The following is a 26,271-nucleotide window of genomic DNA, read 5'->3' on the forward strand; positions in this document are numbered from 1 at the left end:
CACTAGGATACAGTAACTAATTTAACGCGCTAGTAGTTTTGCTTTAATATCGCTGTAACGCATTTGCTCGCACAGTGCAAAACCACTCAATTGGCGCACTTTATTACGCGCAAATAATGGCACACTCATCCCAGCTAAAAAGCGGCATTGGGTTTCAATACCCACATTATGATTACCTTTGTCTGCCATATGCGCTAAAAACTCATCTACCTTTTGATAAATAAGTTGCTCCTCAACATATGCAGGCTCTATAGAGTATTCAAGCTTAACCGCATGACCTCTACACACACTACAATGCCCACATTGCTGTGGTGCATTTTGATCGTCAAAATAGCGCGCTAAGTTATAGCTTAAGCAACTTTGTAGCTCAAAAAAGCGTACCAGTGCAGCAATACGTTTAATTTCGGCTTGTTCTTTATCACTAAAGTAGTCGTGTAGTTGCTGGGCAAGTTCTGGGTTATTTATAACCTCGCTATGCACTTTGTATACTTGGGTAATACGTTTGGTTTCGAGCGTTATTAGGTTTTTTTCGGCTAGGTAATCAAGGGCTGCCACTACACGTTTTCGATCAACCTGCGCGGCTTGCGTAAGGGAGTCAAAATTTAGCGTGCCCCATATTTTTTTAAAATCGGTATGGCTAAATATTTGTGTTAAAAATGCTTGTCGCTGCTCGTCAAACTGGCTTAGTAGCTCGTTTTTATCGACCAAAAATTTATATTTAAAATCAGCGTAGTAGGCATATTGCGGCGTTATAGCGCCTTGCATTTCAAGCTGTACAAGTAAGGTTTTAAGTGCCAGTTGTCTAATATTACTTTCGCTTGATAAGCTGTATTCTTGCATTTCCCATTGCTGGTGGCTTTGGCGAATATCGTTAATTACGTATTCAATACCGCTAAGCTCAGGGGTGTCGCCATATACAAAGTTTTCAACCGTATTTAGCCCATCTAAATTGGCAAGGGTGTAGCAGTTTGATGGATTGCCATCGCGCCCTGCTCGGCCAATTTCTTGGCTGTAGTTTTCAATCGATTTTGGTAAATCGTAATGTATAACAAAACGAATATCTGACTTATCAACGCCCATACCAAAGGCTATGGTTGCCACCACTACGTTAATTTTACCCGCCATAAAGTCATCTTGAATTTGCCAGCGTAGCGTATCTTCAAGCCCCGCATGATACGCCACCGCGTGCACACCTTGTGCACTTAGCACATTAGCAACTTGCTCGGCGCTTTGCTGTAGCGTTACATACACAATACCAGGGCCATTTTGCGCGCGCACAATGTTGGTAAGCTCGGTGTTTTTATCGGCGGTTTTAACGCTCAGCACGCTTAAATCTAAATTGGCGCGATAAAAGCCCGTTTGCACAATACACTCAGGCGATATAGCAAATCGCTCTGCCATATCGCGTTTAACTTTTTTAGTCGCCGTTGCCGTAAGCAGCAATACTAAAGGAATATTAAGCTCTTCGCGGTAACGCGGTAGTTTAAGGTAGTCGGGTCTAAAGTTATGGCCCCATTCAGATATACAGTGCGCTTCGTCTACCACTAACATCGAAAGCGCCACCTGGCTTATAAACTCTCTAAAACGCTCGTTTTTAAAGCGCTCAACCGACACCATTAATACTTTAATTTTACCATTTCGCACATCATTCATTACGGTGCTGCTTTGCATTTGATCTTGGCTCGAATCAAGGCTTGCCGCGTAAATACCTTTGCTATTTAAAAAGCTAATTTGATCTTTCATCAATGCTAGTAAAGGCGAAACAACTAACGTTAAATTTGGTAAATGCAACGCAGTTAATTGATAGCACAACGATTTACCCGAACCGGTCGGAAATATAGCCAACGACGATTGACCATTTAAAAGCTGCTCTATAGTTTGTTGTTGCCCTGTTCTAAATTGGCTAAAACCAAAGTGCTGCTCAAGTGATTGAATTAGTGGCGTGGTCATAAATGTCCTTTTGATGGCTAAACAATAGTCATGCTTATAAAAATGCGGTGTAAATAAAATATTTGCAACTCGGTGTGTATGAAATATTTGCAACTCAGTATACAACAAATAACATTATTTATTGCTGACATCACCTTTATTTAAGCGCAAACTAAAGCACTATAAAATGAGTAGTAACTGCTTGTTGCCAAAATAATTTATTGATACCCAAGTCATCTTAAAAAACGAATAAAAATACAGATCACTTGGGTATATTATTTTTGAGGGCAACGTTATGAATATTACTACACCTAAAATCGTCGTTATTGGCGGTGGTGCTGGCGGATTAGAACTCGCAACGCAATTAGGTCATAAATTAGGAAAGAAAAAACAAGCTGAAATTCTACTAATAGACAAAAACCGTACCCACATATGGAAGCCGTTACTGCACGAAGTAGCGACAGGCTCTATTGACCCCGATTTAGATGGCGTTGTGTATTCAGCCCATGCTGCAAAACACCACTATAACTTTCAACTTGGTACTTTTTGCAATATAGATCAAAGCAATAAAACAGTTACCCTTGCACCACTTTTAGATGAGCTAGGCCACACAATTTTACCCGAGCGCACCGTGCGCTACGACCACCTCGTAATTGCCATAGGCAGCGTAAGTAACGACTTTAATACCCCAGGTATAAAAGATCACTGCTACTTTTTAGATTCAAACCAACAAGCAGAGCGCTTTCAGCATTCATTACTCGACAGCTTTACACGCCTTCACCAAGACGACAACCAACAGCAATCACTTAATATTGCCATTGTAGGCGGCGGTGCTACCGGTGTTGAGCTCTCAGCTGAGCTTTATCATGTGTCTGAACTATTAAAGCTTTATGGCTTAACAAATATGTCGTCTAAGCGTTTGCATATTCACTTAATAGAAGCCGGACCACGTATTTTACCAGCATTACCAGAGCGTATTGCCGTAAGTGCTAAACGCGAGCTATTAAAGCTTGGCGTAAACGTGCGCGAACAAACGCAAGTAAAAGAAGGCACCGCACAAGGCTTTATCACCAAAGACGAAGAACACATTGATGCCGATATTATGGTGTGGGCAGCAGGCGTAAAAGCACCTGACTTTATTAAAGACTTAGGTATTTTTGAGCTGACGCGTAGCAACCAAATTCAAGTAAACGAGTTTTTACAAAGCACCGTTGACGAAAGCATTTTTGTATTAGGCGATTGCTGCGCATTTACCCAAGCCGATGGCAAGCAAGTACCACCTCGAGCACAATCGGCGCATCAAATGGCGCAGTGCGTCGAAAAAAATCTAATCGCAACGCTAAAGCAGCAACCACTACGCGGCTTTAAATACAGCGACCATGGCTCACTTGTTAACTTATCAAGCTACAGCACCGTGGGTAACTTAATGGGTAACCTAACCAGCAATACCTTTTTTATTGAAGGTAAAATTGCCCGCTTTATGTATATATCTTTATACCGTATGCACCAACGCGCCATACACGGCAGCGCAAAAACCTTTGCATTATGGATAAGCGAAAAAGTGCTGCGTGTAGTGCGCCCTAAAATGAAGTTGCACTAATAAATTAAGTACGCTCACAAAACCACAAAAAAGCTTTAAGAGTTAATAAGTATTATCTCTTAAAGCTTTTTTGCACTTTGCGTACCTAAAGTAGTACGATGTGAGAATATTTTAATAACATCAAAGGATTGGCGGTTATGAAAAAGCTACTTCTCGGACTTATAATTATAGCGGCTTTGGCAGTATATCTATTTAAAACCCAGCCTAACACAGCCTCTGTAGAGCAGCCCAACGTGGCTGCACCAAATGCCACTGAGCCTAACTTAGTTAATAAAAAGCAGCCTGCAGAAGGCACCCCGCTACGAATAGTCACAGATCTAAAAAAAGATATTCGCCTTTGCAGAGATCAATCACAGCAACAACATATAAAAATAAATAATTTAAACCAATCGCTTGTTTCATTTTTTGTGAGTGAGCTTAAAAAAGGGACGTCGGTCCCTACGATTTTAAAGTATGCAAACCTATCAGAAATCAATAAGCGTCAATACATTGCCTTTTTAAGAGATGCCATAGTTACTGAGCAAAAACAGCAGCTTAATATTACTAGCTCTTTAAACGAATTAGCTAATTGGCAAGGCATTGAGGCAATTAAAGGCTTCACCAATGATAAAGTAAAAGAAATGATTCAACAGCTTGGAGATAATAAGCATAGCCCTCCAGGACTTACTCTGAGTGTACCCCTTGATGAAAATGTACAAAAAGAAACCCTTTATGCTTTATTAAACAACACAGATACATTTACCACTTATTCTAAAACGTTTATTAAACTTGAAGGCAGTGAGGTTATTTCCCCGGCTACATTGTTTGTGCTTAATGCAAATAAATTTACGCCAAAAGAGTTTGAGCGGGCAATTTCATCTAACCAATTTACAGTAAATGAAGTAGCTACTGCGATTAAAAACAACATTTCTAATGAGTATATTTTTGCGCTGATAAAGCAGGTGCCGGCACTGGATGCTATGCCGCTGTACGAAGAAAATTCTGTTTTATATAACATGGCTGATATTGCCGTAAGCCAGTTTAATTTACCGCTTGTAAAAGCACTGCAGCAACTAGGCGTAACACCAACCAATCAGCCAGGCTTATTTACGGGTTTAGACGTTGCAATAGTAAGCCTGCCTAAAAGCGGTAACTTAACGCTAGCCCCTTTAGATGCAAAGCATACTCAAATGTTGGACTACCTTACAGAGCAGGGCTATAAAGCTCATAGCCGCAATGCTAGTGACTACCTAAATAGCAAAGGCGTTTCTTTTGTAAATGATTTTATTTACCAGCAAGGCGCCTATATTAATGGCCAGGAAAACCCTGAGCAATATGCTTACTTTAACCCTATTGGTAAAATAGATAGCGCCACATTGCCCCAAGTGAGTGAGCCCGATAATTCTGATGTTGCACGTTTTTTAGTAGATTTGAAGCAACAAAAGAAAGATCTAGATAATAAAAGACAAAACTGTGAACTATTACAGCAGCAGTTAAGCGCTACTGAACAATTACACTCTACTATGCGAGCATATAATACGGTGCTAGAGGTAAAAAAAGAGCAAGGTAATAACTTCGAATATGTTTTACAAGAACAAGACCCCGTATTAGTTAATTACTGGTGGAGTATACTAAGCAATCAGCTTTCAAACGATAGAAGTCATAGCGCGTTCAGCCAATATTTGTCTAAAAAAGATTACCAAAAAGCTTATGAGTACAGCCTTAGTACACCATTAACTCAAACAGAAACCGATACACTTTTTACATTCCTACTATTAGAGCCTCATGACTTTATAGCGATCTGGCAAAGCCGAGTTGAACCTAAGCCACCGAGTGATTTAGCAAGATTAAGTCGTTTTCCGCTTGAGCAATGGCAAAAGCTTAAACAAGCTGGTTTTGATTTTTCGATTACCGATACGTATGGGCGCGACGTTTATGTACAAGCCGCATCGTCTTCTGTCGAGGCAGTCCAATTTCTAATTGACAATAAAATACCCGCTGATTCAGAAAAATTAGGCGTAGATATACTCGACTTAGCGCTAGAACAAAGCTACACCAAAGGGGAGTTAAGCCCAATGATTCCTTTAGCCTTACAGCTTGTTGAAAAAATTGAACCGAATCACCTTTCTCGCGCAGCACGATTAAAAACGTTTTATCCTGAGGTTTACGAGCAATTAATTAAGTTAAACCCCGCATTAAAACCCGCAGAGGGCACGCAGCTAAATCACTATACTTTTAATAGCCTATAACCCGCACTTTTAATACGCCAACAAATTAGTTGGCGTATTTGTTACTAACCTAAATATTGTCTTTAATATTTAACATTGTCTGTGTAGAGTATTTAAAACAACTAAGGAAATTGGGTTATGACGGGTAAAACGCTAATTTTTAACTTTGACGGCACAGGAAACGAGCCCCGTGATGCAGAGCAATTTAGCTCAGAGCATTTTAAAGAAGACTCTAATATTACCAACATTCTAAAATTGCATTTACTGCTTGGCGGTAAATTAGAAGACTCCCCCATTACTCCTTTTGCAAACCAACTCAGTTTTTATTATCAAGGTATTGGCACTAAAGGCAGCCGCCTTAAACGCATTTTAAACCAAACCCTTGCACCTCGTGGTGACGACGTAGCCAGTATTTTAAATCAAGCATTAAGCGACTTTAAAGCTCACTACCTAATAGGCGATGCCATACTGCTAACGGGTTTTAGCCGAGGCGGTGCACTTGCTAGGCGTTTTGCCAAAATCCTAGAGCCTTTAATTGCTGATAATGTTTACGTATGTGTATTTGATACCGTCGCCTCTATTGGCTTATCAAAAGTAAGTAAAGCCACACGTGGCGCAGAGCACGTTATTTTTGAAAACCACACCATTGCCAACAACATTACTCACGCGCTGCACTGCGTAGCCCTTGACGAAAAACGCCGTGCGTTTGAACCCACACTCATGAACCACCAAAGCAATATTACCGAGCTATGGTTTGCAGGAGCGCATTCAGACATTGGCGGCGGTTACTACCGCGATGGCTTAGCCGATATTTGCTTGCGCTACGCACTTGAGTGGTTAATAGAGCAACCGCTTAATATATCGTTACTCACTAGCCACGATATAGATTACGAAACCCTACTCCCCGATAGCAACTTAGTAGCACAAGATGACGTAACCGTAACGCCCGATCCGCTCGCATTAAGTCATCAACAAAATTACTTTTGGTTTAACCCATTTTTTAAATTAGTAGATAGGCAGTGCTATGTATTAATTGATGACGAAGCCAGCAACCTTGAGCCTTTAGTGCACTTCAGCGTAGCCGAACGCATTAATAAGCTAACCAGTTACCGCCCAGAATCGCTTAAAAAACTGCATTACAAAATTAGCTATAACGACAACACCACACTTAGCTTTATTGGTTTAAGCCAACATATAGAACTGGCTAATCAAAACATGAATGTGCTGAGCATTAACCAAAGCCAAGATGTAATGGTATTTGCCTCAGAGCAATATAACGCAACCGGCCTTATGCTAGAGCAAGGCGCTACGTACCGCTTTACCCCATACCCAAATCAATACTGGTTTGACGATGGCATAAAGTGCACGCCATTAGGCTGGAACCGCGATAACGTACAACTTGGCGTAAAAGAGATCCCCATGGCTGTGCTTGAACCATTTAGACGATTTCCTCGTGCACAATGGTTTTCACTTATTGGTGCTATAAATAAAAACGACGACCACCTTTTTGAAATAGCCAACGGCGCCGACATTAAAATGGATAAATCTGGCGAGTTTTGCCCATTTGCAAACGACTTAAGCCGCTTTTACGGCGCTAATGCCGGAAAAATAAAAGTGAAAGTAACGCGGTTGGAGTAATAGGTACCCGAAGCTTTTAAATTGTAGGTGCGATTTTACATCGCACTTAGCTCTTTAGTAACGGCTCATAACTCCCAATCAACACTACAAAGCCCGCCTAAACACCTGTAGATACAAGGCGCACAGCTTGCTCGCGCGAAAAGCGAAGCTTTTAAATTAAATAAAACAAATATCAGTTTTAATGTTCACTATAAAACTGATAGGTTATTATTACTGTTTTTATCAATGGTTACTTTTTCGTGGCAAATGAAGTTATACAAAAAATAATTGAGTATTTACATCAAAACACCGACATTGATGTAGTTTGGCTATATGGCTCCCATGCAAAAGGGACAGCTCAGCCTCATAGTGACATTGACTTAGCCATAGCATTTAAAAACTTTGATCTAGAATCGTTCGATAAGCGCCTTAGGCCAAAAGAGCTTGAGCTTGAAATAAGTAATGCACTTAATCTTAATGAACAGCTTATTTCGATTGTTGATATAAATATTATTCCAAGTTATTTAGCTTTCAACGTTATTGAATATGGAAAAATAATTATAAGCAATAATAGTGTTAGAGCGATGAAAGAGCAGCAGCGTATATATAGCCAGTTCGAATTTGAAACCATAGCGAGTAAACATACTGATACCGGAATTACACTTTATTTAAGTGAAGTTACACGCCATGTTGACGAATATATGCAAGAACTCGACGAACTCAGTCAAATCGATTCACTTAATAGCAGAGACTACCGAGCTGCAGAGCGATTACTACAGTTAATGACCGCGGTGTGTATTGGTTTATCAAAGCATTGGCTAAAGCAGCACAAAAGTAGTACCAGTAGCAACGCCTATCAAACATTTAGCGAACTTACTAATTTAGGCTTTTTGAGCGAGGCAGAACTACTGTCATGGCGTAAAATTATAGGCTTACGAAATGCTCTTGTTCACGATTACTTAAATATTGACCAAAGTATCGTTAAAACAATCATTAAAAAGCAACACTACACAACTATGCACGCATTTAGTATTAAAGCGATTACAGAGCTAAACAAAGATTCATAGATAAAACCTCACCTACAATAATTAAACCACTGCACTGAACAAAACCGTAGGTGCGATTTTACATCGCGCTTTGTCCTCTAGTAACTCTGGTTCATAACTCCCAATCAACGCTACAAAGCTCACCCAAACACCTGTAGGCGCTCAGCTTGCTCGCGCGAAAAGCGAAGCTTTTAAATTGTAGGCGCGATTTTACATCGCGCTTTGCCCTCTAGTAACTAGATCATTACCCCAATCAACTCTACAAAGCTCACCTAAACACCTATTCGCCTCACATGGTGAGGCGAATAACAATTTATTTGCCTCATGCAATGAGGCGAATAGAAGAGTTAATTGCCTCATTACTTTTAAGCGCTACATTGAACAATAATTCACTTTCCTGTGGTAAAAAAATGTATTTTTAAGCGAGGTATAAAACCTCACCTACATTAATGTAAACACCACTCTTAACAAAAGCGTAGGTGCGATTGCATATCGCGCTTTGGCTTTTAAATAAGGCCAAGCTCAACACCTGTAGGTGCGAAGCTTGCTCGCGCGAAAAGCGTAGCTTTTAAATTGTAAGCCGGAATTTATCTCGCGCTTTTAATTTTAATTTGCAAATATCGCGTTGATGCTGGCAACCAAAATATGAATTACTTATTCAAAATGCATGTATTTATTTTCTAATATTTAAATAAATGCATCCATATTTGGTAGTTGTATTATTTGCTCACTCAGCTTATTTGCAGCCTTATTAATTATTTTTATGCACAAATCAATGTGTGCTAATTCAGCAGTAGACAAGTTATTTTTAACAGCAGAAACTTTAGCCGTATCAATTGCGGCTAATACAGAGTCAACGGTTTGACTCATAAGTAGTTGCATCCGTGGTAGTGAAATAGCAAATTCATCAGCAAAATCAGCTAACATATAAGCTGTAATCTCATTAGTAAAATTGCCTGCACTTTGCGAATTATGCTCACCCACTGACATAGCATAACACCTTGATATTTTGGGCTGTAAATAGCCCATATCACGGTCAATGCTTCCCTGCTCAATAATAGCCTCTATATTTACCAAGTCGTAAAACGGCGTAAGCTCTAAACCATTTTTACCAACAAAAAAACTAATGTTTTTGCCATGAGCATCGTAATTACGTACTAAAATATTAAATGTCATCCAACGAATAAGCTGAGCCTCATACGCTTGTACATTCGTTGTTTTAACATTAAAGAGTTTTGCAAAAGAAACGCCATCTCGAATATAAATACCATCCCCATCATCACCATGCTGACGCTCATATTTATAAGAAGGAGGTAAATTAGTGGCTTGGCAACCATCAATAATATGACGACGTAATACACGGTTTTGATCTTGTGTAACGCGCCTATCAAAGCGATCTATTACAAATACTCTTACATCTGCATAAGTACGCAACTCAACATGGGGAACATTGAGCCCCGACTCTTTTGCCAAAAGCATGGTAAAAAGTTCATTTACTGCAATGAAAGGCGCGGTACCTGTTTCAAATTTAAAAATTTTATTAGAACATAGCTCCCCTTCACCAAATCCTAATTTACTATCGATTTCGAGTAGGTTTAGTTTGTCTTGAACGCCAGCAACAGAGAGCCGAGTTCGGCCATCCCAATGAGTAATTGGCTCGCCAACTTGTACAAAGCGTTTAAGTTTTTGGCTTAGCTCGTCACTAGGGTCTGCTGTTCTTTCAAGGTTAAATTTGCAGCAGCCTGTTTGGTATTTAGGCAAGGCAGAGCCTATGCAGTGTGGTTATTCTCCATAAATGGGCGATAACGTAGCATTAATGCCAAACAGGCGCTGCCCAAAGGGTTCTTCCTAGGAGCTATTTACTCTTTGTTGCTCGGTTTTTACTTAGCCCACTAGGTTGCAAAGCTCGCGTCGCGATTAAATAGCTCCTAGTTTGGACAAATTTTAATCCGCAAAGATCAATAGACCCTAGTTACTTCACGAAAAGATGTTTGCTTTAAAGTACTGTTACTTGCTCTAAACGACAAAGCGCCTGACGTTTCCTCGCCAATTACTTTAATCAAACCAAACGTATTATTTTTAGAGATAGTAGTACTACTTATAATCTCATCAAGACCTTTGCCCTCGGGTAATAAGTTTTGTAAATAATTACGCACATCACGTGAGTCAAAATCACCATTGAGCGGTAAGTGTGGTGAAATAGCAAAACCCTTATTAATCCACTCAGGCTCATAGGTAAATGCAATTTCATTTTCAGAGCCTATATCAAGGGCTATCGCACCTATCTTCTGCGTATGCCCAATAAATACATCCAAGCTGTTTTTTTTAATACCACTGCTCATCGCTCACCTCTTCGTTGTTATTGTGGTGCGACTCGTCATCACTGACAAGGCTAAACGACAACCCCAAGTATTCCATCACTTTGAGTACATTAAAAAACTGCACATTCACATCACCTTTTTCTATTTTTATCAGCGTAGGCTTTGAAATATTAAGTGCTTGCGATACATCAACCAATGTAAGCTTCATGCCTGTTCGCTTTGAAGTAATCGCTTTAGCGAGTCGCACCGACGAAAACGGCTTTGATAGATCAGGCATTTCAGTGCGTTTAACAACTCTTCCAAGTGTTTTTTTTGCTGGTAATTCACTCATTAAAGGTCAACTATAGTTTACTTATACAATTTATTTTAGGGTAGCCTACCCAAAAGTCAAATATAACTTACTTTTAAGTTTGAACGTATATTTACTACCTATAAGTAAATCTTGCTTTACTTATAGGAAGTTAAATAAAAACACAACCCCATAAGTAAAACATAAGTTACTTATGGGAAGTTAATGACATTTTGAGCTTAATAGCCAAGCTCAACACCTGTAGGCGCGAAGCTTGCTCGCGCGAAAAGCGAAGCTTTTAAATTGTAGGTGGGAGTTTCTCTCGCGTTTTTTGAACTTAAGCAGTATTGTTATTCGGTACTTCAATGATATTCTAAGCAAATACATGATTGAAAGGACGCCTCATGATTCTAAAAGATAAAACCCTCATCAACAGCAACTCATCTAAAATACAAGCAGGTCAAAAGCAAGAGCTCGACGTTGCCTTTTATTTACGCCGCGCCTTTAAAGATCATAGTCAGGTATTTGTGTTTAACGATGTAAAATTTAAACACAATGGCGAAACCGCACAAATAGACCATCTAATCGCATACACCTATGGCTTTATTCTTATCGAATCTAAAAGCATTACAGGCGAAGTAACGATTAATGAACATCAAGAATGGAGTCGCAGTTATCGCGGCAACTGGCAAGGTATGCCATCGCCAATAAAACAGGTTGAATTACAACTAGAGCTATTAAAAAGCCTAATGCGCGACAATGCACCAAAGCTACTCACTAAATTATTTGGCAAGCTGCAACAGGGTTTTGGTGGCAGAGAGTGGCATAGTATTTGTGCCATATCGAGCAACGCCATTATCAACCGGAAAAACACACCAAAAGCAATTGAAGATCGATTAGTTAAATCAGAATTTATAACTGATAAATTACTCGAAATAATGAAGCTTCCTGCGTCTAAACCTAATCCGCTTCATCTTTTTACAACGAACGTTCGACCGTGGTTCAGTGAAGAAACACTGGATAGAATTTGCCAGTTTATTTTAGAGCAAAATATATCACCTATCTTACAAGAGCCTTCATATGTATCTGCAAAGATAAGCGAATCAGAACCTGTTTACGATGATACTTTAATAGCGACCAAGCAAACCATTACTGAACAAGTAAAACCTAAAACTGATCTAATCAAAGAGATAACATTAGCTTGTAAGCAATGTAATAGTTCGAGTAATTTACAGCCTCTTTCCGGACGTTATGGTTACTTTGTGAAATGCGGCAATTGCAGTATAAACACACCAATGAAATCACCATGCCCTGAGTGCTCAAGCATCAATACTAAAACAAGCAAACGTAAAGAAAATTACTCTTTAGTATGCAAAGATTGTGAGATAAGTACGCCTATTAAGCTTTAGCACTTGTAGGTGTGATTTTACATCGCGCTTTCTCTTTAGTAACTAGCTCATTACCTCAATCAACGCTACAAAACCCACCTAAACACCTGTAGGCGCTCAGCTTGCTCGCGCGAAAAGCGAAGCTTTTAAAATAATTTACTTATATCGCGTTGGCGATGGCAACCAAAGAGAAGTAACCGCCGACTTCTCTTTGGAATCTCTCGGCGCCCCTCAATTTCACTTATCCTTAAACAAATAATTAATATGAACGTAAACGCGATGAACGCACATCCATGTGCAAGCATCCCTTTCCTCGAATCCATGCGAGGTAATTACTCATTAATTATGTGTTTGCAGGTGAAGTTGAAGGGGATAATTTCTTAGCATCATCATTTGATTGTTCTATCGGCTAATACTTAACTCACACGTTTGTACTTAATTACTAGTAACTTAGTCGATTATTACTTGTAGCTGTACCGTATTTAAGTAAACTAACTACTCGCAAACAGGGAGTGGTTTTAATGCAGCAAATTGGTATTTACGAGCAGTTAATTACGCAAGTAATTGAGCAAAACTTAAATCGTGATCAATTTTATGTTGGCGAGCGCCAGCTTGAAACGGCCGAAGCGGCAACATGGCTTTCACGCTTTTTAAGTAAACTTGTAACGCATGCAATCGATGCTATTCCCAACTCAAACGAGCGCCTACAAGAACAAATTAGCCTAGCTAACAGCCTTGTACTTTGGCTTAAAGATCACATTCGTGATGACGAACTAATTAACGAAAACCTGATCGACAGCCAAGGCCGAATACTTACCGCGCTGTTTAATACCCAAAACCCTATTGCGGCTAATCTTAAAGATTACTCAAGCGATATATTCCCACTCACAGGCCTTACGCAAAGCGAGTTATTTAGCGGTGCTAATGCAGGTATATCGCTCGAAACCGAGCTAAAGCGCGAGATTAAATCGTCCGACACTATTTACTGGCTTGTCTCATTTATAAAATGGACGGGGCTGCGCATTTTTAAAAATGAGCTTGAAGCGTTTACCAAAAGCGGCAATAAGCTCAAAGTTATTACTACTTCGTACATGGGCGCAACGGATGCTAAAGCCGTTGAGTTTTTAGCAAACCTACCAAATACCGAAGTAAAGCTAAGTTATAATAATCAGCAAGAACGCCTACACGCAAAGTCATATTTGTTTATGCGCAATACGGGTTTTCATACAGGCTATATTGGCTCGTCTAACTTATCGCATTCGGCGCTTACCAGCGGCCTTGAGTGGAACTTAAAAATTACCGCACAGGAAATCCCGCACATAATAGCTAAAACCAAAAGTACGTTTGAAACCTACTGGGAATCAAAAGACTTCGAGCTATTTACAGGCGCTGTTGAGTGTAAGGAAAGGCTCATTAATTCACTTAACGAGCAACGCGGTGTTGGGCAATCAAGCAGTCAGTTTTATTTTGATATAACACCAAAAACGCATCAGCTCGCTATTTTAGAAAAGCTAAGTGCTGAGCGCAGCGTACATAATCGTTTTAAAAATTTAGTGGTTGCTGCAACCGGCACAGGTAAAACCATCATATCGGCGTTCGATTTTAAAACTGTTTACGATAAAAACCCAAACGCACACTTTTTGTTTGTAGCCCACCGTGAAGAAATACTAAAACAAGCGCAAAGCGCTTACCGTGGCGTGCTTAAAAATAACGACTTTGGCGAGCTGTGGGTAGGTAACTATAAGCCACAGCGCTACAACCAATTATTTGCGTCAATCCAAACGCTGAACAGCCAAATTGCATCACTCAATTTAACTCACGATTACTACGACTACATAGTGATAGACGAAGTACATCACGTTAGTGCTGCAAGTTACCGCGCTATTTTAAATCACTTTAAGCCCACAATATTACTTGGCTTAACCGCCACGCCAGAGCGACAAGATGGCGCAAATATACTCGATGATTTTTGCGGAGTAATAGCCGCCGAAATACGTTTGCCAGAGGCTATAAATCAACGCCATTTATGCCCATTTCAATATTTTGGATTGGATGACGACACCGACCTAAGCCAAATAACATGGCGAGGTGGCCGTTACGATATAAGCGAGCTAAGTAACCTTTATACAGGAGAGAACAGCCGCGCTAATAAAATTATATCGAGTCTTGCTGATATCGTAACCAATGTTCACACAATAAAAGCACTCGCGTTTTGTGTAGGCCAAGATCACGCTGTATTTATGGCGGAAAAATTTAACTTAGCGGGTATAAACGCCGATGTACTGACCAGTAAAAACACTAATGAGCGCGCGGCCAAACAACAAGCACTTCGCCAAGGCGAAATACAAATACTTTGCGTGGTTGATATTTTTAACGAAGGTGTCGATATTCCAGAGGTCGATACCCTACTATTTTTACGTCCGACTGAAAGCTTAACGCTGTTTTTACAGCAACTAGGCCGTGGTTTGCGCCTGCCCGACAACAGTCAAAAGCAATGCTGCACCGTGCTCGACTTTGTAGGTAATGCTCGCCCAGAATACGACTTTGCCAGTAAATTTCGCGCACTCATTGGTAAAAGTAACCAGCCTATAAAAACCGAGATTGAAAACAACTTCCCGCATTTACCGCTAGGTTGCCGTATAGAGCTACAAAAACGCACACAAAAAACGATACTAAAGAATATTAGAGATGCTATTAATACTAGAGATCGCTTAATAAAGCTTATAAATAGTTACTCTCAACATACGGATAAGGAATTAACTCTAGGGAATTTTCTGTACATTTATCCTCAAGTGACTCTAGAAGATATCTATAAACGTGGCGGATGGAACTCACTAAATAGCTCAGGTATACCCGTAGAGCAAGCCGATATTTACGCCGCGTATTATCGAGCAATAAACAATCAACTATTCGCTTGTGATTCCCTTAGCTACTTATGCTTTTTACGTAATTTATGTAACAACGACTTTAGTTTTACGCCCACAGCGCAAAATCAACAGTATGCGCTTATAGCGCATTACAACTTTTGGGATACCACAGGTATAAGTTTAGGATTTAAAACGCTTGAACAAAGCTTAAAAGTACTTAAACACAAAGAGCTACAGTACGAACTTACGCAAGTAATTACGCTATTAATAAACCGTATTCACCAACAAGAAAGTGATTTAGCGTGCCTACCTAACCACGCAATAAAATTACACAGTCGCTACACCCGCCAACAAATATTGGCCGCGTTTGGCATCCACACGCTTGAGCAAAAGTCACCTGCTCGCGAGGGAGTATTAGTTATCGAAGAACAGAAGATTATTCTGCTTTTTGTAACTCTAAATAAATGCGAGAAGACTTACTCACCCACGACACTTTATCACGACTACGCAATCAGCCCGACCCTGTTCCATTGGCAAAGCCAAAATAACTCACGACCAGAACACGGACGCGGTCTAAGCTATATTGAACACCAACAAACAGGCAAAACCATCTTGTTATTTGTGCGCGAACAAGGCAAAGACGAAAATGGCCGAACTATGGGTTTTGTAAACTACGGCGAGGTTAAATACCAAAGCCATAACGGCAGCCAGCCAATGAATATAACGTGGGAATTAACAAGCCCCATGCCAAGTGAAATGTGGCATGGGGCTGGGAAGTTAGCAGTTGGGTGATAAATTGTAATGAGGATATTTTATGAGCCATAACTATAAAATGACGAGGGCATACAATGAGCAAAACTGGATCACGAGTATTGATGATGTTCAAAGAGGTCTAAAATGTAATTGTACTTGCGTTGATTGCGGAGCACAGTTAATTGCCAAAAAAGGAGCTATACAAGCAAACCATTTCGCCCATGCTCCAGATGATCAAAAAGCAAAACACTGTAAATGGAGCTACGAAACAGAGCTTCACTTATTAGCTAAAGAAGTACTTAATAATAATAAAAAGCTAACAATACCAATTGGTAATTTTGATCCTTACAGCTTCACACTTATTTTTGATAATGTTGATATTGAAACTCCTATTGATAATTCTAGACGAATTCCTGACGTAATTGGTTATTCAAAGGGTGAGCAAATTTTAATTGAAATCGCGGTGTCTCACTTCTGTGGAACTGATAAAATCAGCGAGTATAAAAGGTTAAATAAGAACGCAATAGAATTCGACTTTAGTAATTTTATTCCTACCTCTGAAGTAATAACATTAGACGAAGTGAATGATTTATTTGAAAACTCAAATGCAAAATGGCTGAGTATTGCTCCTGCTGGATTTATAGGAGAGCTGTGCCATGCACATGAACGTCAATCAATTAAAGATTTAATGTTTGAAAGAAGGGAGTTTTTAAATAAATACGAACAAGAAAAGAGAAGCTTATACTCAGCAGTAACGTTTCTAAAAGAGCAATTACGTGATTTATCATATACTAAAAATAATCTTGAGGTAATTGTAAAAAAAGACGAATCAAAAATTCGTAATACGTACAGGATAAAATATAAAAGACTTGTAGAGAATATTAAATATGCTACGGAAGAACTATTTCAGGTCAATCAAAATATATCTGAACGATCAAATATAAAAAATGAAATTGATGCTTATGAAATTAGACTGAGAAACGAGCTAAATGTAAAAAACCAAGACTTAATAAATAAGCAAAAGAAGCTATTGGAAGATATCAAAAGTTTAGAGCTCGCAAAGAAATTTAAAATCGAACAAAGTAAAAAAGAAGTTTATGATTTTGTCGAAAAACAAAAAGTATTTTTAATATCTAATTTCAATGAGAGCCTTCAAAATCAAGTCTCTGAATTATCCTTAACGAAATTAGAAATAAGATCAGAAATAATCCAACTATATAAAAAAAGAGATGAATTACAAAATATAGTATCTGAAAAACAAGACATTATTGATTCAATAAGTGCTCAGAAGGACGATTTAAATAATGAAAAAATACGATTGGAATTATTAAAATTAGAAGTTCAAAAACAGAATAGACAATACCAAACTGCAGCAAAGAATATTGAAAGAATTACTCCCGATTTAAGGGAGCTAACTCGTAAAGGTGGAATTCCATGGCCCTTTACACACAACTTAATTGAAGAGTTAAGTAAGGATTTGAAATCTTAAATTTATCAAAGATGTAAGCACTAGGACACCATTGCTAATACTACTAAATTAACAATGGTTAAAAAGCCTGTACACATATCAAAACATTGAAAAATTTAACTATTTCAAGTTGTAAATTTGAAGTATAAAAAAATGAAAAAATATTAGAGGCGGTGGAAGCAGGACCAAAGCTAATAATCCAACATTAAATAACTTTTTTAAAGAAATATGCGCAATTGGAAACGCTAAGTAAAACCCATCCTTTCCTTCTTTGTAAAGTATTTCTGTATAAGCTATTATTTTGCTTGTTCGCTCAGCTTTAAAGTTAGTCAAAGTATTATTTGAAATCATAAATTTAATACTTTGTAAGTCCATAACTTCTATTGACTCTAAAAAAGTTTTATAGGTAGTATCATTATTCCAGTTAATATTAAAATTGCCTTCCAACTCTTGCCTTAATAATTTAACTTTAGTTACATTTACCTGTTCAAAATGTTGCCATTCTCTCAATTGTTTATCTAATTCGGATAAAGTTATACTATCCCAAAAGTTACAAACTCGATCAGCTAATTTATGAATCTGTTCATTATATTCTTTAAGAACATCTTTAGCCTCAGCACGTGTTGAATTAACTAAAGAAATAGCAAAAACAACACACCAACCGATTATAGAAATTAATAATACTAGCAAATTAGACTCTAATAATTTATCTATTTATAGCAGCTGAACCTTGCTGGTTACTCGCTGCCTCTTTGATATACCGCCACGCTCTATCAACATCATATGAATCAGCTGACTCAATTGTAAGATTTTCCCTTAGTTTATCGTAGGTCAGTCCTTCGACTCTTATTAGCCCACCAAAGGTTTCTTCCAAAAATGAAGAGCTTAGCTCCACCTCGATATCATCGAGAATTACAGTAACTTTATCAAATTCATTTAGAGCATTAAGCAGGCGATCTTTCCTGAACTCTTCACCACTGTGGGGGCCATCTGATTTATACCTACCAAAAGGTATTAGGCTAAAGTCTTTTAAATAAATAATGTTGCTATTACTCATAAAATTGCAAACTCCATTCAATTATTGTTGCACCTATAGTGTTAGGGTATGAATGGCAATAAATATCGTCATTCTCGAATCTAACCTCTACTTTAGAGCTAATCACAGTAAAATAATCTGTATTATTCTCAGATAATATTGGATGTTTCATATCTTCAGAGCCCTGACCACGACCACTTATACGTGTCGAAGAAATACCTTGCTCCATAGCATAGGTTAAGGCTGAATTCTCATCTAGTTGCCATTTATGACTACTCTCTGGAAAACCTTTTTTTATATTATTAACAATACCAACACCTCTATCAAGAATAATGCATTGTAGGTGTTTAGATCCGGACTCATCTTCTACTATTTGAACACATGACCACCAACGCCTATACAAAAAATTATGGTAATCTTTAGTATATGCATGATGCAGAACATTCAGCATCCCCTCATTGATAGCAGCAGAGAGTCTTTTAGGTAATTTATCAAGCATATATTTATCACAAATATGCCTAACTAATTTTCCCATATCAGTTATTGGATCGTTACCTGTAAGATAATTACTACCTATAAAATACAACTGTTCAAAGCTGTCGGCACTAATACCATTCATAGCAGTCAGAAGGCCTGTTGAAGAAAATAAACCTTTTATTTTAGGCTCTAAAGGTGGAATGATTTTTACATTTAATCTTACATTTTTGTAAGAACCACAAAATCTTATCCTGTGAATAGAAGATAGTAATAGTACAGATGCCGATGCACTGTAAAATTCTAAATGCTTTAAATCTATTATTATAGGTTTATTTTGTTGTAAAGCAGCTTTGTCGCAATCATTTAAGAAAGAAAGAGTTTTCCCACGAGAAATAGTGTCATATAAACAAAGTTTCACAGGTGCTTTTATTGTTGTAAATTCTAACTTCATTGCTCAAAATACCACCTAATCAAAGTTCCTTTAATATTCCCCGAAGGGCTAAAGTTACTAAATATTAAAGAATTTTCATTTTCCTCACAAAAAGGGCCTTTAAATTCCACTGCACCAGTGCCGCTAATCACCTCAATTAAGAGACAATTTTTTAACCTGAGCGGTGTTAATATTCCACCAGATCCACTACCTCCCCACTGCTTTTTACATGAATTACCTGACTGCATTGCATGAGTGATGATTTCACAAGGCTCTTTTATATTTTGCTTCGAGAATGCTTCAAGTATACCCTGTCCACGGTCATATATAACGAAGTCCGTAGTTATTTTTTTATCAAACTGCTCAGAACGGAACAGAAACCAAAAAAATTTATACTTTTCAGTTTTAGCCATTCCTTCATATGCGTATTTTTGAATGTTATTAAAAGCTTCACTCAGTGCTAAATCAATATGGCGAGGTAATGACTGCTTGACAGTATCTTTAAGGTATTGGAGGAAAAGGAAATAGCCATCTACCCTGCCATATAAAAACTTTTCTTCAATTAATTTGCCATAGCTGTTTTCAGATTGACTATTAATCATCAAAATAGGGCTATCCTTAGTCGGAATTGGATATTTGCTAAAATCAAAATTATTCCAGTCCTTGATTGCGCTATTGGATAAAAAGCACAAACACTCTTCAATTCTATACATTAATTCCTCAGTCTATGGCGTAACAATTCAAAGGTTAGCCTCTAAAATCAATACTATATTTTTTAGAAATTCAGAAAAATACAAAAACACTCCAATTCCCCGTGATCACACCTGAAACTTAGTTAATGATGAGTAATTTACAGCATGGATGCTGTACAAAGCGTAGCTTGGCCACGGATGGCCTATCTACGCTGGTTACGTTCACATCATTAACGTAAGTTGAAGCTACAGTGTGATCCTCGGGTGCGCCGTGGGATTCCAAAGGGCGGTAGGCGGCAGCCGTCCTTTGGTTGCCATCGCCAACGCGATATAACCTCGAATAGAGGTTTTTAATCCCTTGAATCCGAAGTAAAAAACAACTTATGAGCGCGATATAAAATCGCACCTACGCATTAATTACACCGAAATTTAAAAGCTTCGCTTTTCGCGCGAGCAAGCTCAGCGCCTACAAATTAAAGCGCGATAAACTCATGCCTACAGCACGAACTACAAATTCTGTATTAAACGTCATACCTTGGCTTTTCTTCAGCTACTAAATCCAGCCCTGCACTTGGTTGCTGATATTTAAAACTAGCCGCCTCTTCAAAATAACCTTTTTTTACCCATAACTTTGCACTGTTAACCTGCGCAACCTGATATGCCCAATTACTGACTGCAAGTGACTTATCTGAATCACAATAAAAGTAAGGTTGGAGTTTATTGGCAATTTCGGCTTTATGCGTATCGAGGTTTTGTTCTAGCCAGCGGTCGCGGTGAGCGAATGCTGCGAGGTGGTCTCGCTTATTGTTATTACAATCAGCATGCGCAGCAACAAAGTTATGAGCTAAGTCGTTTGGATAGCGCTTAAACGGAATAAAATGGTCGACCTCTGGTGTTTTTTTAGTTTCTTTTTCGTTTTTTAGGTTCATTGGCTTTTGGCAATAAAAGCAAAGCCCTTTTTGAATATCAATAAGCAGCGGCGCAACTACTTTTAAAGCAGTTCTGTTAGTACCAAACAAAAATTCTTGTAGCTGGCTTTGCGATCCCAATAACGTTTGATTCGCTTTTATTGTTTGTACTTTTTCTACCCATTCAGTAACACTAAGATGCACAACCAAATCGTAAAAACGCCTAAAGCACTGAGCAATACCTACATTTAAAACAATTCGCTTTGGCTCTCTACCTTTACCTAAAAGTGTATGAGGATATAAAAAGCACTCTTCTTTTCCCGAAAGTAACTGCAAGCGCCAAAGAGGCCCATCAATAAATGTACGCCGTAATGAGCTTATTACTTTGCTGTATTGCTGATGATTTTTGAATGCGTTATAACTTTTAATACCTGCATTTTGCAGCTTAAATATCTCGGTAATGAACTTTGCTTGGCCTAAGCTATTTTGCTTAAGTAACATATCTTCGGCATTGGTTATTATATCTGTTGTGCCCAATGCATATGGCACTGAATGATTCCAATACAGTTGAATAAATTTATCAACCAAAGTGTCGATTTCAATTTCCATTGGGGCTTCGGGATTACTATTTTTATGCTCTACACACACATCAGCAATTGCATGTAACAATGCATATTTGTAAGTAGCTGTGAATTCACCTTCAACTAACATTCGCTGAATATATGCAATAAAGTCGAGTTGTTGCTGCATTGCTCCAATCATAAAACGTGCACTACTTTAATAAGCGCATTTAGCCACACTTCGCTTTCGCGCTCTGGGCGCTTGTCAACACTTTGCCATTGTTTAATGGCTTTTAGCTGCGTATGGCTAAGTAAAAGCGTTAAAGCATTTTCGTTTAAATCGGTAAATTCACGACCATTATGCACACGCTCTGTATCGCCATATTTAAACGACACATATAAAACGCCATTCGGTTTAAGCGCACGTTGTAGGTTTAAAAACACCTGCGGTAACTCAGCTTTTGGAACGTGTAATAAACTAGCGCAGCACCAAATCCCGTCGTATTGATTTACACTATTTAGCTCTTGGAATGCTTTAACCGCTACAGGTTGTTGTAAGTAACTGCTTGCCAACTCTGCCAACTCTGGGCTTGCATCAAATGCACTCACGGTAAAACCTTGCGCTTTAAAAAATGCGGCATCGCGCGCACTGCCACAACCGGCATCTAAAATACTACCGTGTTGTGCAACGTGAGGTAAAAACTCAGCATAAAGCGCCGACATATCAACGTTAAGTGTTGAGTCGCTAAAAGCTTTGGCGTTTTGGTTGTAATAAGTAAGTGTGGTGTTTGACACGAGACTCACCGCTCCTTGGCTAATCGTTTAACAGCTAAGGTACTGTTAATACTGCATTCATTATTTGTTTAATCTACAGGAACAAGCGCATTAAATATAGGCTTAATAAGTAGAAATTTTTAAATTAATACGCCATTGTTATTAAGCACTGATGCTGAGTGACACACGCTGTATAAAATATAAAATACAACCACCTTTCTATAAACACCTGCATACTGGGCATTCTCATAATTACGGATGGTTTTTACATCTTTACACAAGCCCGCGCCGCTAAAATACAAAAGCTGGTTTATACTGTTGTAATAATAAGCAAAAATAATAACTATGAGGCGCAATGAATAAATTAATTACCGTATTTTTATGTTTGCTGTTTACGGCTCCATTTAATGTATTTGCTTGTGAAAGAACCTTTAGCGTAGCATCGCACGATGCTTTTTGGCCGCCTTATGTAATGGGCATTAACGGTAAGCTGCAAGGCTTGGAGGTTGATGCGCTTAACATTATATTTGCTGACTCCCCTTTTTGTTTTGAAGTTAAGTTACTGCCAAATTCTAAGCGGGCTTTTATTGAGCTTAAATACGGCCGTATTGATTTAGGATGGGCTGCAAGTTATACAGACGAGCGCGCTAAATATGTGCACTTTAGTGATAACTACCGAACTGAGGTTATGCGCTTATACGAAAACAAAAATAATCAGCATAGTGTTAAAAACCTCGAAGACATTTTTAAACAAGGCTTTATTGTTGGCGCTAACTTTGGAAGCTATTACGGCGAGGAGTTTGAACAATATAAAACTAAATATAAAAAGCAGATTGAATACACCAGTGCAACCAGTAAACGCTTTGAAATGCTTAATAAACAACGTATTGATTTTGCTATTGAAGACGAGTTAGTGGGGGCTTATTTTGCCAAAAAAGGCTCAAATATCAAATTAGTAACCAATATTGAGCATGTAAATAAAGACGATATTTATTTAATGTTTAGCAAACAAACGGTGTCGGTTACTGAGCTTGCGGTAATTAATGAATATATAAACAAAAATAAAACAGCACTTAAAGCGTTGTTTGAACACTAATTTAAGGAGTGTAATGAAAACTTTATTTTTAGCATTTACTACACTGCTATTTACTCACTTTAATGCCCTTGCGTGTTCAAAAACATTAGTAATGGGCACTAATGAAACTAATTGGCCGCCTTACCTTGTTAAACAAGGTGATACATTTTTAGGCGCAGAAGTGGATGCTGTTAACGCTATTTTTAAAGATTCAAAATTTTGTATTAAATGGACTTATTTTCCGAGTTTTTCGCGTGTTCAAGCTGAGCTTAAAAATGGCCGAGTAGATATGACCTACGCGGCAAGTTACACAAAAAAACGCGCACAATATGCGCACTTTAGTTTGCCCTACCGCGAAGAAGTTATGCATCTTTATAAACATAAAGACTCGCCTGATGTAACCAGCTTAGCTGATCTTTTTAGTCAAGATTTTACAGCAGGTATTAACCGAGGAAGCTTTTTTGGTGATGAGCTTGAACAACTCAAAACCAAATATTCAAAACAGGTCGTGCTTACAGCTCAAGCAAATAATCGATTTAGCATGTTGGATAAAAAACGAATCGACTATGTTATTGAAGACTCCGTGGTTGCGCAGTACTTTGTAAAAAAACACTCCTCAATTTCGCAGGTAAAAACTACTACACCGATTAACGTTAACAATGTGCATTTTATGCTAAGCAAGGAGTCGCTAACTCTTGATGACGTGGCGACTGTTAATCAACTAATTATCAAAAATGCGGCCGCTATAAAGTTAATTTATCAGCCTGTGCATTAAAGCATGGGCAATAACGTGGCTATTTGGCTGCAACACTTATTTAATGTTATTGGCGATAGTGGTTATTTATATTCCTGTTATAGGTAAACCTAACGCCACTTATGCTAAAAATAGTGACTTAAAACCGAGAATTGCCGTTATTTTTACTTGGTTATAAATTAGCTGCCTTTTATCTTTCATTCGTTGTGGCTGATCTGTATAATTCGCCAGCTAATTTACCCTATTGTCTGGTTCTTGTTTGTGGCGTTTTGCTGCAGCGTACTCCTGTCAGTACTAATCTAGGATTACCTTTTTTGATCTCCACCGCAAATATTACGATGCAGTTTGGCGCAGAGCCGTTGTTTGAAAACATTTCAGCTAAATTTGGTAACGGTAACCGTTACGGTTTAATTGGCGCTAACGGCTGCGGCAAGTCGACTTTCATGAAAATTTTAAGCGGTGCGCTTGTTCCAAGTGCGGGTAATGTATCTATTACTCCAGGGTTAAAAGTAGGTAACCTAAGCCAAGACCAGTTTGCTTTTGAGCAATACAGCGTTGTAGACGCGGTAATTATGGGCGACGTGGAGCTTTGGAAAGTAAAGCAAGAACGCGAACGTATTTACTCTTTACCAGAAATGAGCGAAGAAGACGGTATGAAAGTTGCCGATCTTGAAAGTGTATTTGCTGAAATGGACGGTTACACGGCAGAAAGCCGCGCTGAAGAAATTTTGCTTGAAGCGGGTATCGATAAAGAATTTCATTACGGTTTAATGGCAAACGTTGCCCCAGGTTGGAAACTACGTGTGCTTTTAGCACAGGCGTTATTTGCAAACCCTGACATTTTGCTACTTGATGAGCCTACCAATAACTTGGATATTCATACAATTACGTGGCTTGCTAACGAGCTTAACAAACGTAAATGTACGATGATTATTATTTCGCATGACCGTCACTTTTTAAACTCGGTATGTACACACATGGCCGATATTGATTACGGTGAGCTGCGTATTTACCCTGGTAACTATGAGAAATTTTTAGAAGCTGCGGGCTTACAACGCGAGCAACTTTTAGCTGAAAATGCTAAAAAGAGCGCTGAAATTGACGAGCTACAAGACTTTGTTAACCGTTTTGGTGCTAACGCTTCTAAAGCTAAACAAGCAAGTTCGCGCGCTAAAAAAATGGATAAAATTAAGCTTGATGAAGTTAAATCTTCAAGCCGTATGAGCCCATCGCTTTCGTTTGACGAAGGTAAAAAAATGTATCGTCAGGCGCTTGAAGTTAATAAGCTTGGCCATGGTTTTGATGGCGAAACGTTATTTAGCGGCGGCGACTTTTTACTTGAAGCTGGCGCTAAGCTTGCTGTAATTGGCGAAAATGGTGTGGGTAAAACTACATTTTTACGCTGTTTAGTAGACGAGCTTAAAAGTAACGAAGGCGAAATTAAATGGTCTGAAAATGCGAGCTTTGGTTACTGCCCGCAAGACAGCACTAAAGATTTTGATAACGATTTAACGTTGTTTGATTGGATGTCGCAATGGCGTACAGCTAAGCACAACGATTTAATGGTTCGTGGCATGTTAGGCCGTTTGTTGTTTACAGCAGACGATTCAAACAAAAAAGCGCGTAACTGTTCTGGTGGTGAAAAAAATCGCCTGTTATTTGGTAAGTTAATGATGCAAGACGTTAACGTGCTTGTTATGGACGAACCAACTAACCACATGGATATGGAAGCCATTGAAGCGCTTAATAATGCGTTAAAAGATTTCCAAGGTACGCTTATTTTTGTAAGCCATGACCGTGAGTTTGTTTCGTCATTAGCTACACGTATCATTGATATTAAAGATAAAAAAGTAATCGACTTCCAAGGTACGTTTGACGAATACCTAGCAAGTTGTGAAGAGAAAAAAGCGTAAACTTTTTCTTATTACTTATAAAAACGGTGCTAAATTTAGCGCCGTTTTTTTATGTGTGGAATTTGAGTTTAACTATAAAATTAATTAATAAAGGCTTAAATAAATAATTCACTAAGAGGTTAAGAGGCGCTACGCTTTTAGAGTCAGTGATAAAATACTCGTTTTCT

Annotated in this window: 20 protein-coding genes and 1 pseudogene; 11 read left to right on the forward strand and 10 right to left on the reverse strand. The window is 38.5% G+C overall.

Annotated elements, in window-relative coordinates; genetic code table 11:
• Positions 1 to 21 precede the first annotated feature (21 nt).
• Positions 22 to 1,950 carry an ATP-dependent DNA helicase RecQ gene (locus tag H5161_RS02615; RefSeq protein WP_182720992.1) on the reverse strand — a complete coding sequence of 643 codons (1,929 nt, stop codon included), beginning with the start codon at positions 1,948 to 1,950 and terminating at the stop codon, positions 22 to 24.
• A 274-nt stretch (positions 1,951 to 2,224) separates the two neighbouring features.
• Between H5161_RS02615 and H5161_RS02620 the strand changes: the two genes are divergently transcribed.
• The 5 genes and pseudogenes from H5161_RS02620 (at position 2,225) to H5161_RS02635 (ending at position 8,420) form a co-directional block, all read left to right on the forward strand.
• The gene (locus H5161_RS02620) at positions 2,225 to 3,529 is read left to right on the forward strand and encodes an NAD(P)/FAD-dependent oxidoreductase (RefSeq protein WP_002962796.1); all 1,305 of its coding nucleotides are present in this window, start codon (positions 2,225 to 2,227) and stop codon (positions 3,527 to 3,529) included.
• A 137-nt stretch (positions 3,530 to 3,666) separates the two neighbouring features.
• Positions 3,667 to 5,757, forward strand: a complete 2,091-nt coding sequence (locus tag H5161_RS02625) for a cupric reductase (RefSeq protein WP_182768625.1) — start codon at positions 3,667 to 3,669, stop codon at positions 5,755 to 5,757.
• A gap of 117 nt (positions 5,758 to 5,874) precedes the next feature.
• Complete coding sequence (locus tag H5161_RS02630; protein WP_182768626.1) at positions 5,875 to 7,374, forward strand: DUF2235 domain-containing protein; 1,500 nt, start codon at positions 5,875 to 5,877, stop codon at positions 7,372 to 7,374.
• A 239-nt stretch (positions 7,375 to 7,613) separates the two neighbouring features.
• A pseudogene (gene mntA, locus H5161_RS20060) lies at positions 7,614 to 7,955 on the forward strand (type VII toxin-antitoxin system MntA family adenylyltransferase antitoxin); the annotation flags it as partial.
• Entirely contained in the window at positions 7,938 to 8,420 is a 483-nt protein-coding gene (locus H5161_RS02635) for a type VII toxin-antitoxin system HepT family RNase toxin (RefSeq protein ID WP_182768742.1), read from the forward strand. The pseudogene mntA and the gene H5161_RS02635, both read left to right, overlap by 18 nt.
• Positions 8,421 to 9,086: 666 nt before the next feature.
• Here H5161_RS02635 and H5161_RS02640 read toward each other — a convergent pair.
• The 3 genes from H5161_RS02640 to H5161_RS02650 form a co-directional block, all read right to left on the reverse strand.
• Complete coding sequence (locus tag H5161_RS02640; RefSeq protein WP_259398667.1) at positions 9,087 to 10,160, reverse strand: HipA domain-containing protein; 1,074 nt, start codon at positions 10,158 to 10,160, stop codon at positions 9,087 to 9,089.
• Positions 10,161 to 10,357: 197 nt separating this feature from the next.
• Positions 10,358 to 10,741, reverse strand: a complete 384-nt coding sequence (locus H5161_RS02645; protein ID WP_259398668.1) for a HipA N-terminal domain-containing protein — start codon at positions 10,739 to 10,741, stop codon at positions 10,358 to 10,360.
• Positions 10,725 to 11,051 carry a helix-turn-helix domain-containing protein gene (locus tag H5161_RS02650; protein WP_029750805.1) on the reverse strand — a complete coding sequence of 109 codons (327 nt, stop codon included), beginning with the start codon at positions 11,049 to 11,051 and terminating at the stop codon, positions 10,725 to 10,727. The genes H5161_RS02645 and H5161_RS02650 overlap by 17 nt, the downstream gene beginning before the upstream one ends.
• 362 nt (positions 11,052 to 11,413) lie before the next feature.
• Here H5161_RS02650 and H5161_RS02655 point away from each other — a divergent pair, with 362 nt between their 5' ends.
• The 3 genes from H5161_RS02655 (at position 11,414) to H5161_RS02665 (ending at position 17,506) form a co-directional block, all read left to right on the forward strand.
• Entirely contained in the window at positions 11,414 to 12,418 is a 1,005-nt protein-coding gene (locus H5161_RS02655) for a nuclease-related domain-containing protein (protein WP_182768627.1), read from the forward strand.
• A 500-nt stretch (positions 12,419 to 12,918) separates the two neighbouring features.
• Complete coding sequence (locus H5161_RS02660) at positions 12,919 to 16,056, forward strand: DUF3427 domain-containing protein (RefSeq protein ID WP_182768628.1); 3,138 nt, start codon at positions 12,919 to 12,921, stop codon at positions 16,054 to 16,056.
• A 22-nt stretch (positions 16,057 to 16,078) separates the two neighbouring features.
• On the forward strand, positions 16,079 to 17,506 hold the full coding sequence (locus H5161_RS02665) for a hypothetical protein (protein WP_182720986.1): 1,428 nt from the start codon (positions 16,079 to 16,081) through the stop codon (positions 17,504 to 17,506).
• 99 nt (positions 17,507 to 17,605) lie between these two features.
• On the opposite strand, the gene H5161_RS02670 is transcribed toward H5161_RS02665, so the two are convergent.
• The 6 genes from H5161_RS02670 to H5161_RS02695 all read right to left on the reverse strand — a co-directional run bounded on the left by H5161_RS02670 (position 17,606) and on the right by H5161_RS02695 (position 22,383).
• Positions 17,606 to 18,175: a hypothetical protein gene (locus tag H5161_RS02670; RefSeq protein ID WP_182720985.1), complete on the reverse strand. Its 570-nt coding sequence runs from the start codon at positions 18,173 to 18,175 to the stop codon at positions 17,606 to 17,608.
• Positions 18,176 to 18,191: 16 nt separating this feature from the next.
• The gene (locus H5161_RS02675) at positions 18,192 to 18,542 is read right to left on the reverse strand and encodes an STAS-like domain-containing protein (protein WP_182720984.1); all 351 of its coding nucleotides are present in this window, start codon (positions 18,540 to 18,542) and stop codon (positions 18,192 to 18,194) included.
• On the reverse strand, positions 18,535 to 19,449 hold the full coding sequence (locus H5161_RS02680) for a hypothetical protein (protein WP_182720983.1): 915 nt from the start codon (positions 19,447 to 19,449) through the stop codon (positions 18,535 to 18,537). Before H5161_RS02680 ends, H5161_RS02675 begins: the two co-directional genes overlap by 8 nt.
• A complete protein-coding gene (locus H5161_RS02685; RefSeq protein ID WP_182720982.1) occupies positions 19,446 to 20,141 on the reverse strand; it encodes a hypothetical protein in 696 nt (231 codons plus the stop codon). Before H5161_RS02685 ends, H5161_RS02680 begins: the two co-directional genes overlap by 4 nt.
• A 500-nt stretch (positions 20,142 to 20,641) precedes the next feature.
• Positions 20,642 to 21,790, reverse strand: coding sequence for an HNH endonuclease (locus tag H5161_RS02690; protein ID WP_182720981.1), 1,149 nt, complete (start codon positions 21,788 to 21,790; stop codon positions 20,642 to 20,644).
• Positions 21,787 to 22,383 (reverse strand): bifunctional 2-polyprenyl-6-hydroxyphenol methylase/3-demethylubiquinol 3-O-methyltransferase UbiG, encoded by a 597-nt coding sequence (locus H5161_RS02695; protein ID WP_182720980.1) that lies wholly within the window; start codon positions 22,381 to 22,383, stop codon positions 21,787 to 21,789. Before H5161_RS02695 ends, H5161_RS02690 begins: the two co-directional genes overlap by 4 nt.
• Before the next feature lie 334 nt (positions 22,384 to 22,717).
• On the opposite strand from H5161_RS02695, the gene H5161_RS02700 reads away from it, so the two are divergent.
• The 3 genes from H5161_RS02700 (at position 22,718) to H5161_RS02710 (ending at position 26,104) form a co-directional block, all read left to right on the forward strand.
• The gene (locus H5161_RS02700; protein ID WP_182715917.1) at positions 22,718 to 23,458 is read left to right on the forward strand and encodes an ABC transporter substrate-binding protein; all 741 of its coding nucleotides are present in this window, start codon (positions 22,718 to 22,720) and stop codon (positions 23,456 to 23,458) included.
• 13 nt (positions 23,459 to 23,471) lie between these two features.
• The gene (locus H5161_RS02705) at positions 23,472 to 24,212 is read left to right on the forward strand and encodes an ABC transporter substrate-binding protein (RefSeq protein ID WP_182768629.1); all 741 of its coding nucleotides are present in this window, start codon (positions 23,472 to 23,474) and stop codon (positions 24,210 to 24,212) included.
• 293 nt (positions 24,213 to 24,505) lie between these two features.
• Positions 24,506 to 26,104, forward strand: coding sequence for an ABC-F family ATPase (locus H5161_RS02710; protein ID WP_076914907.1), 1,599 nt, complete (start codon positions 24,506 to 24,508; stop codon positions 26,102 to 26,104).
• The last annotated feature ends 167 nt before the right edge of the window (positions 26,105 to 26,271 follow it).

It is taken from the genome of Pseudoalteromonas sp. SG43-5 (assembly GCF_014164345.1).
Classification (GTDB): domain Bacteria; phylum Pseudomonadota; class Gammaproteobacteria; order Enterobacterales; family Alteromonadaceae; genus Pseudoalteromonas; species Pseudoalteromonas distincta.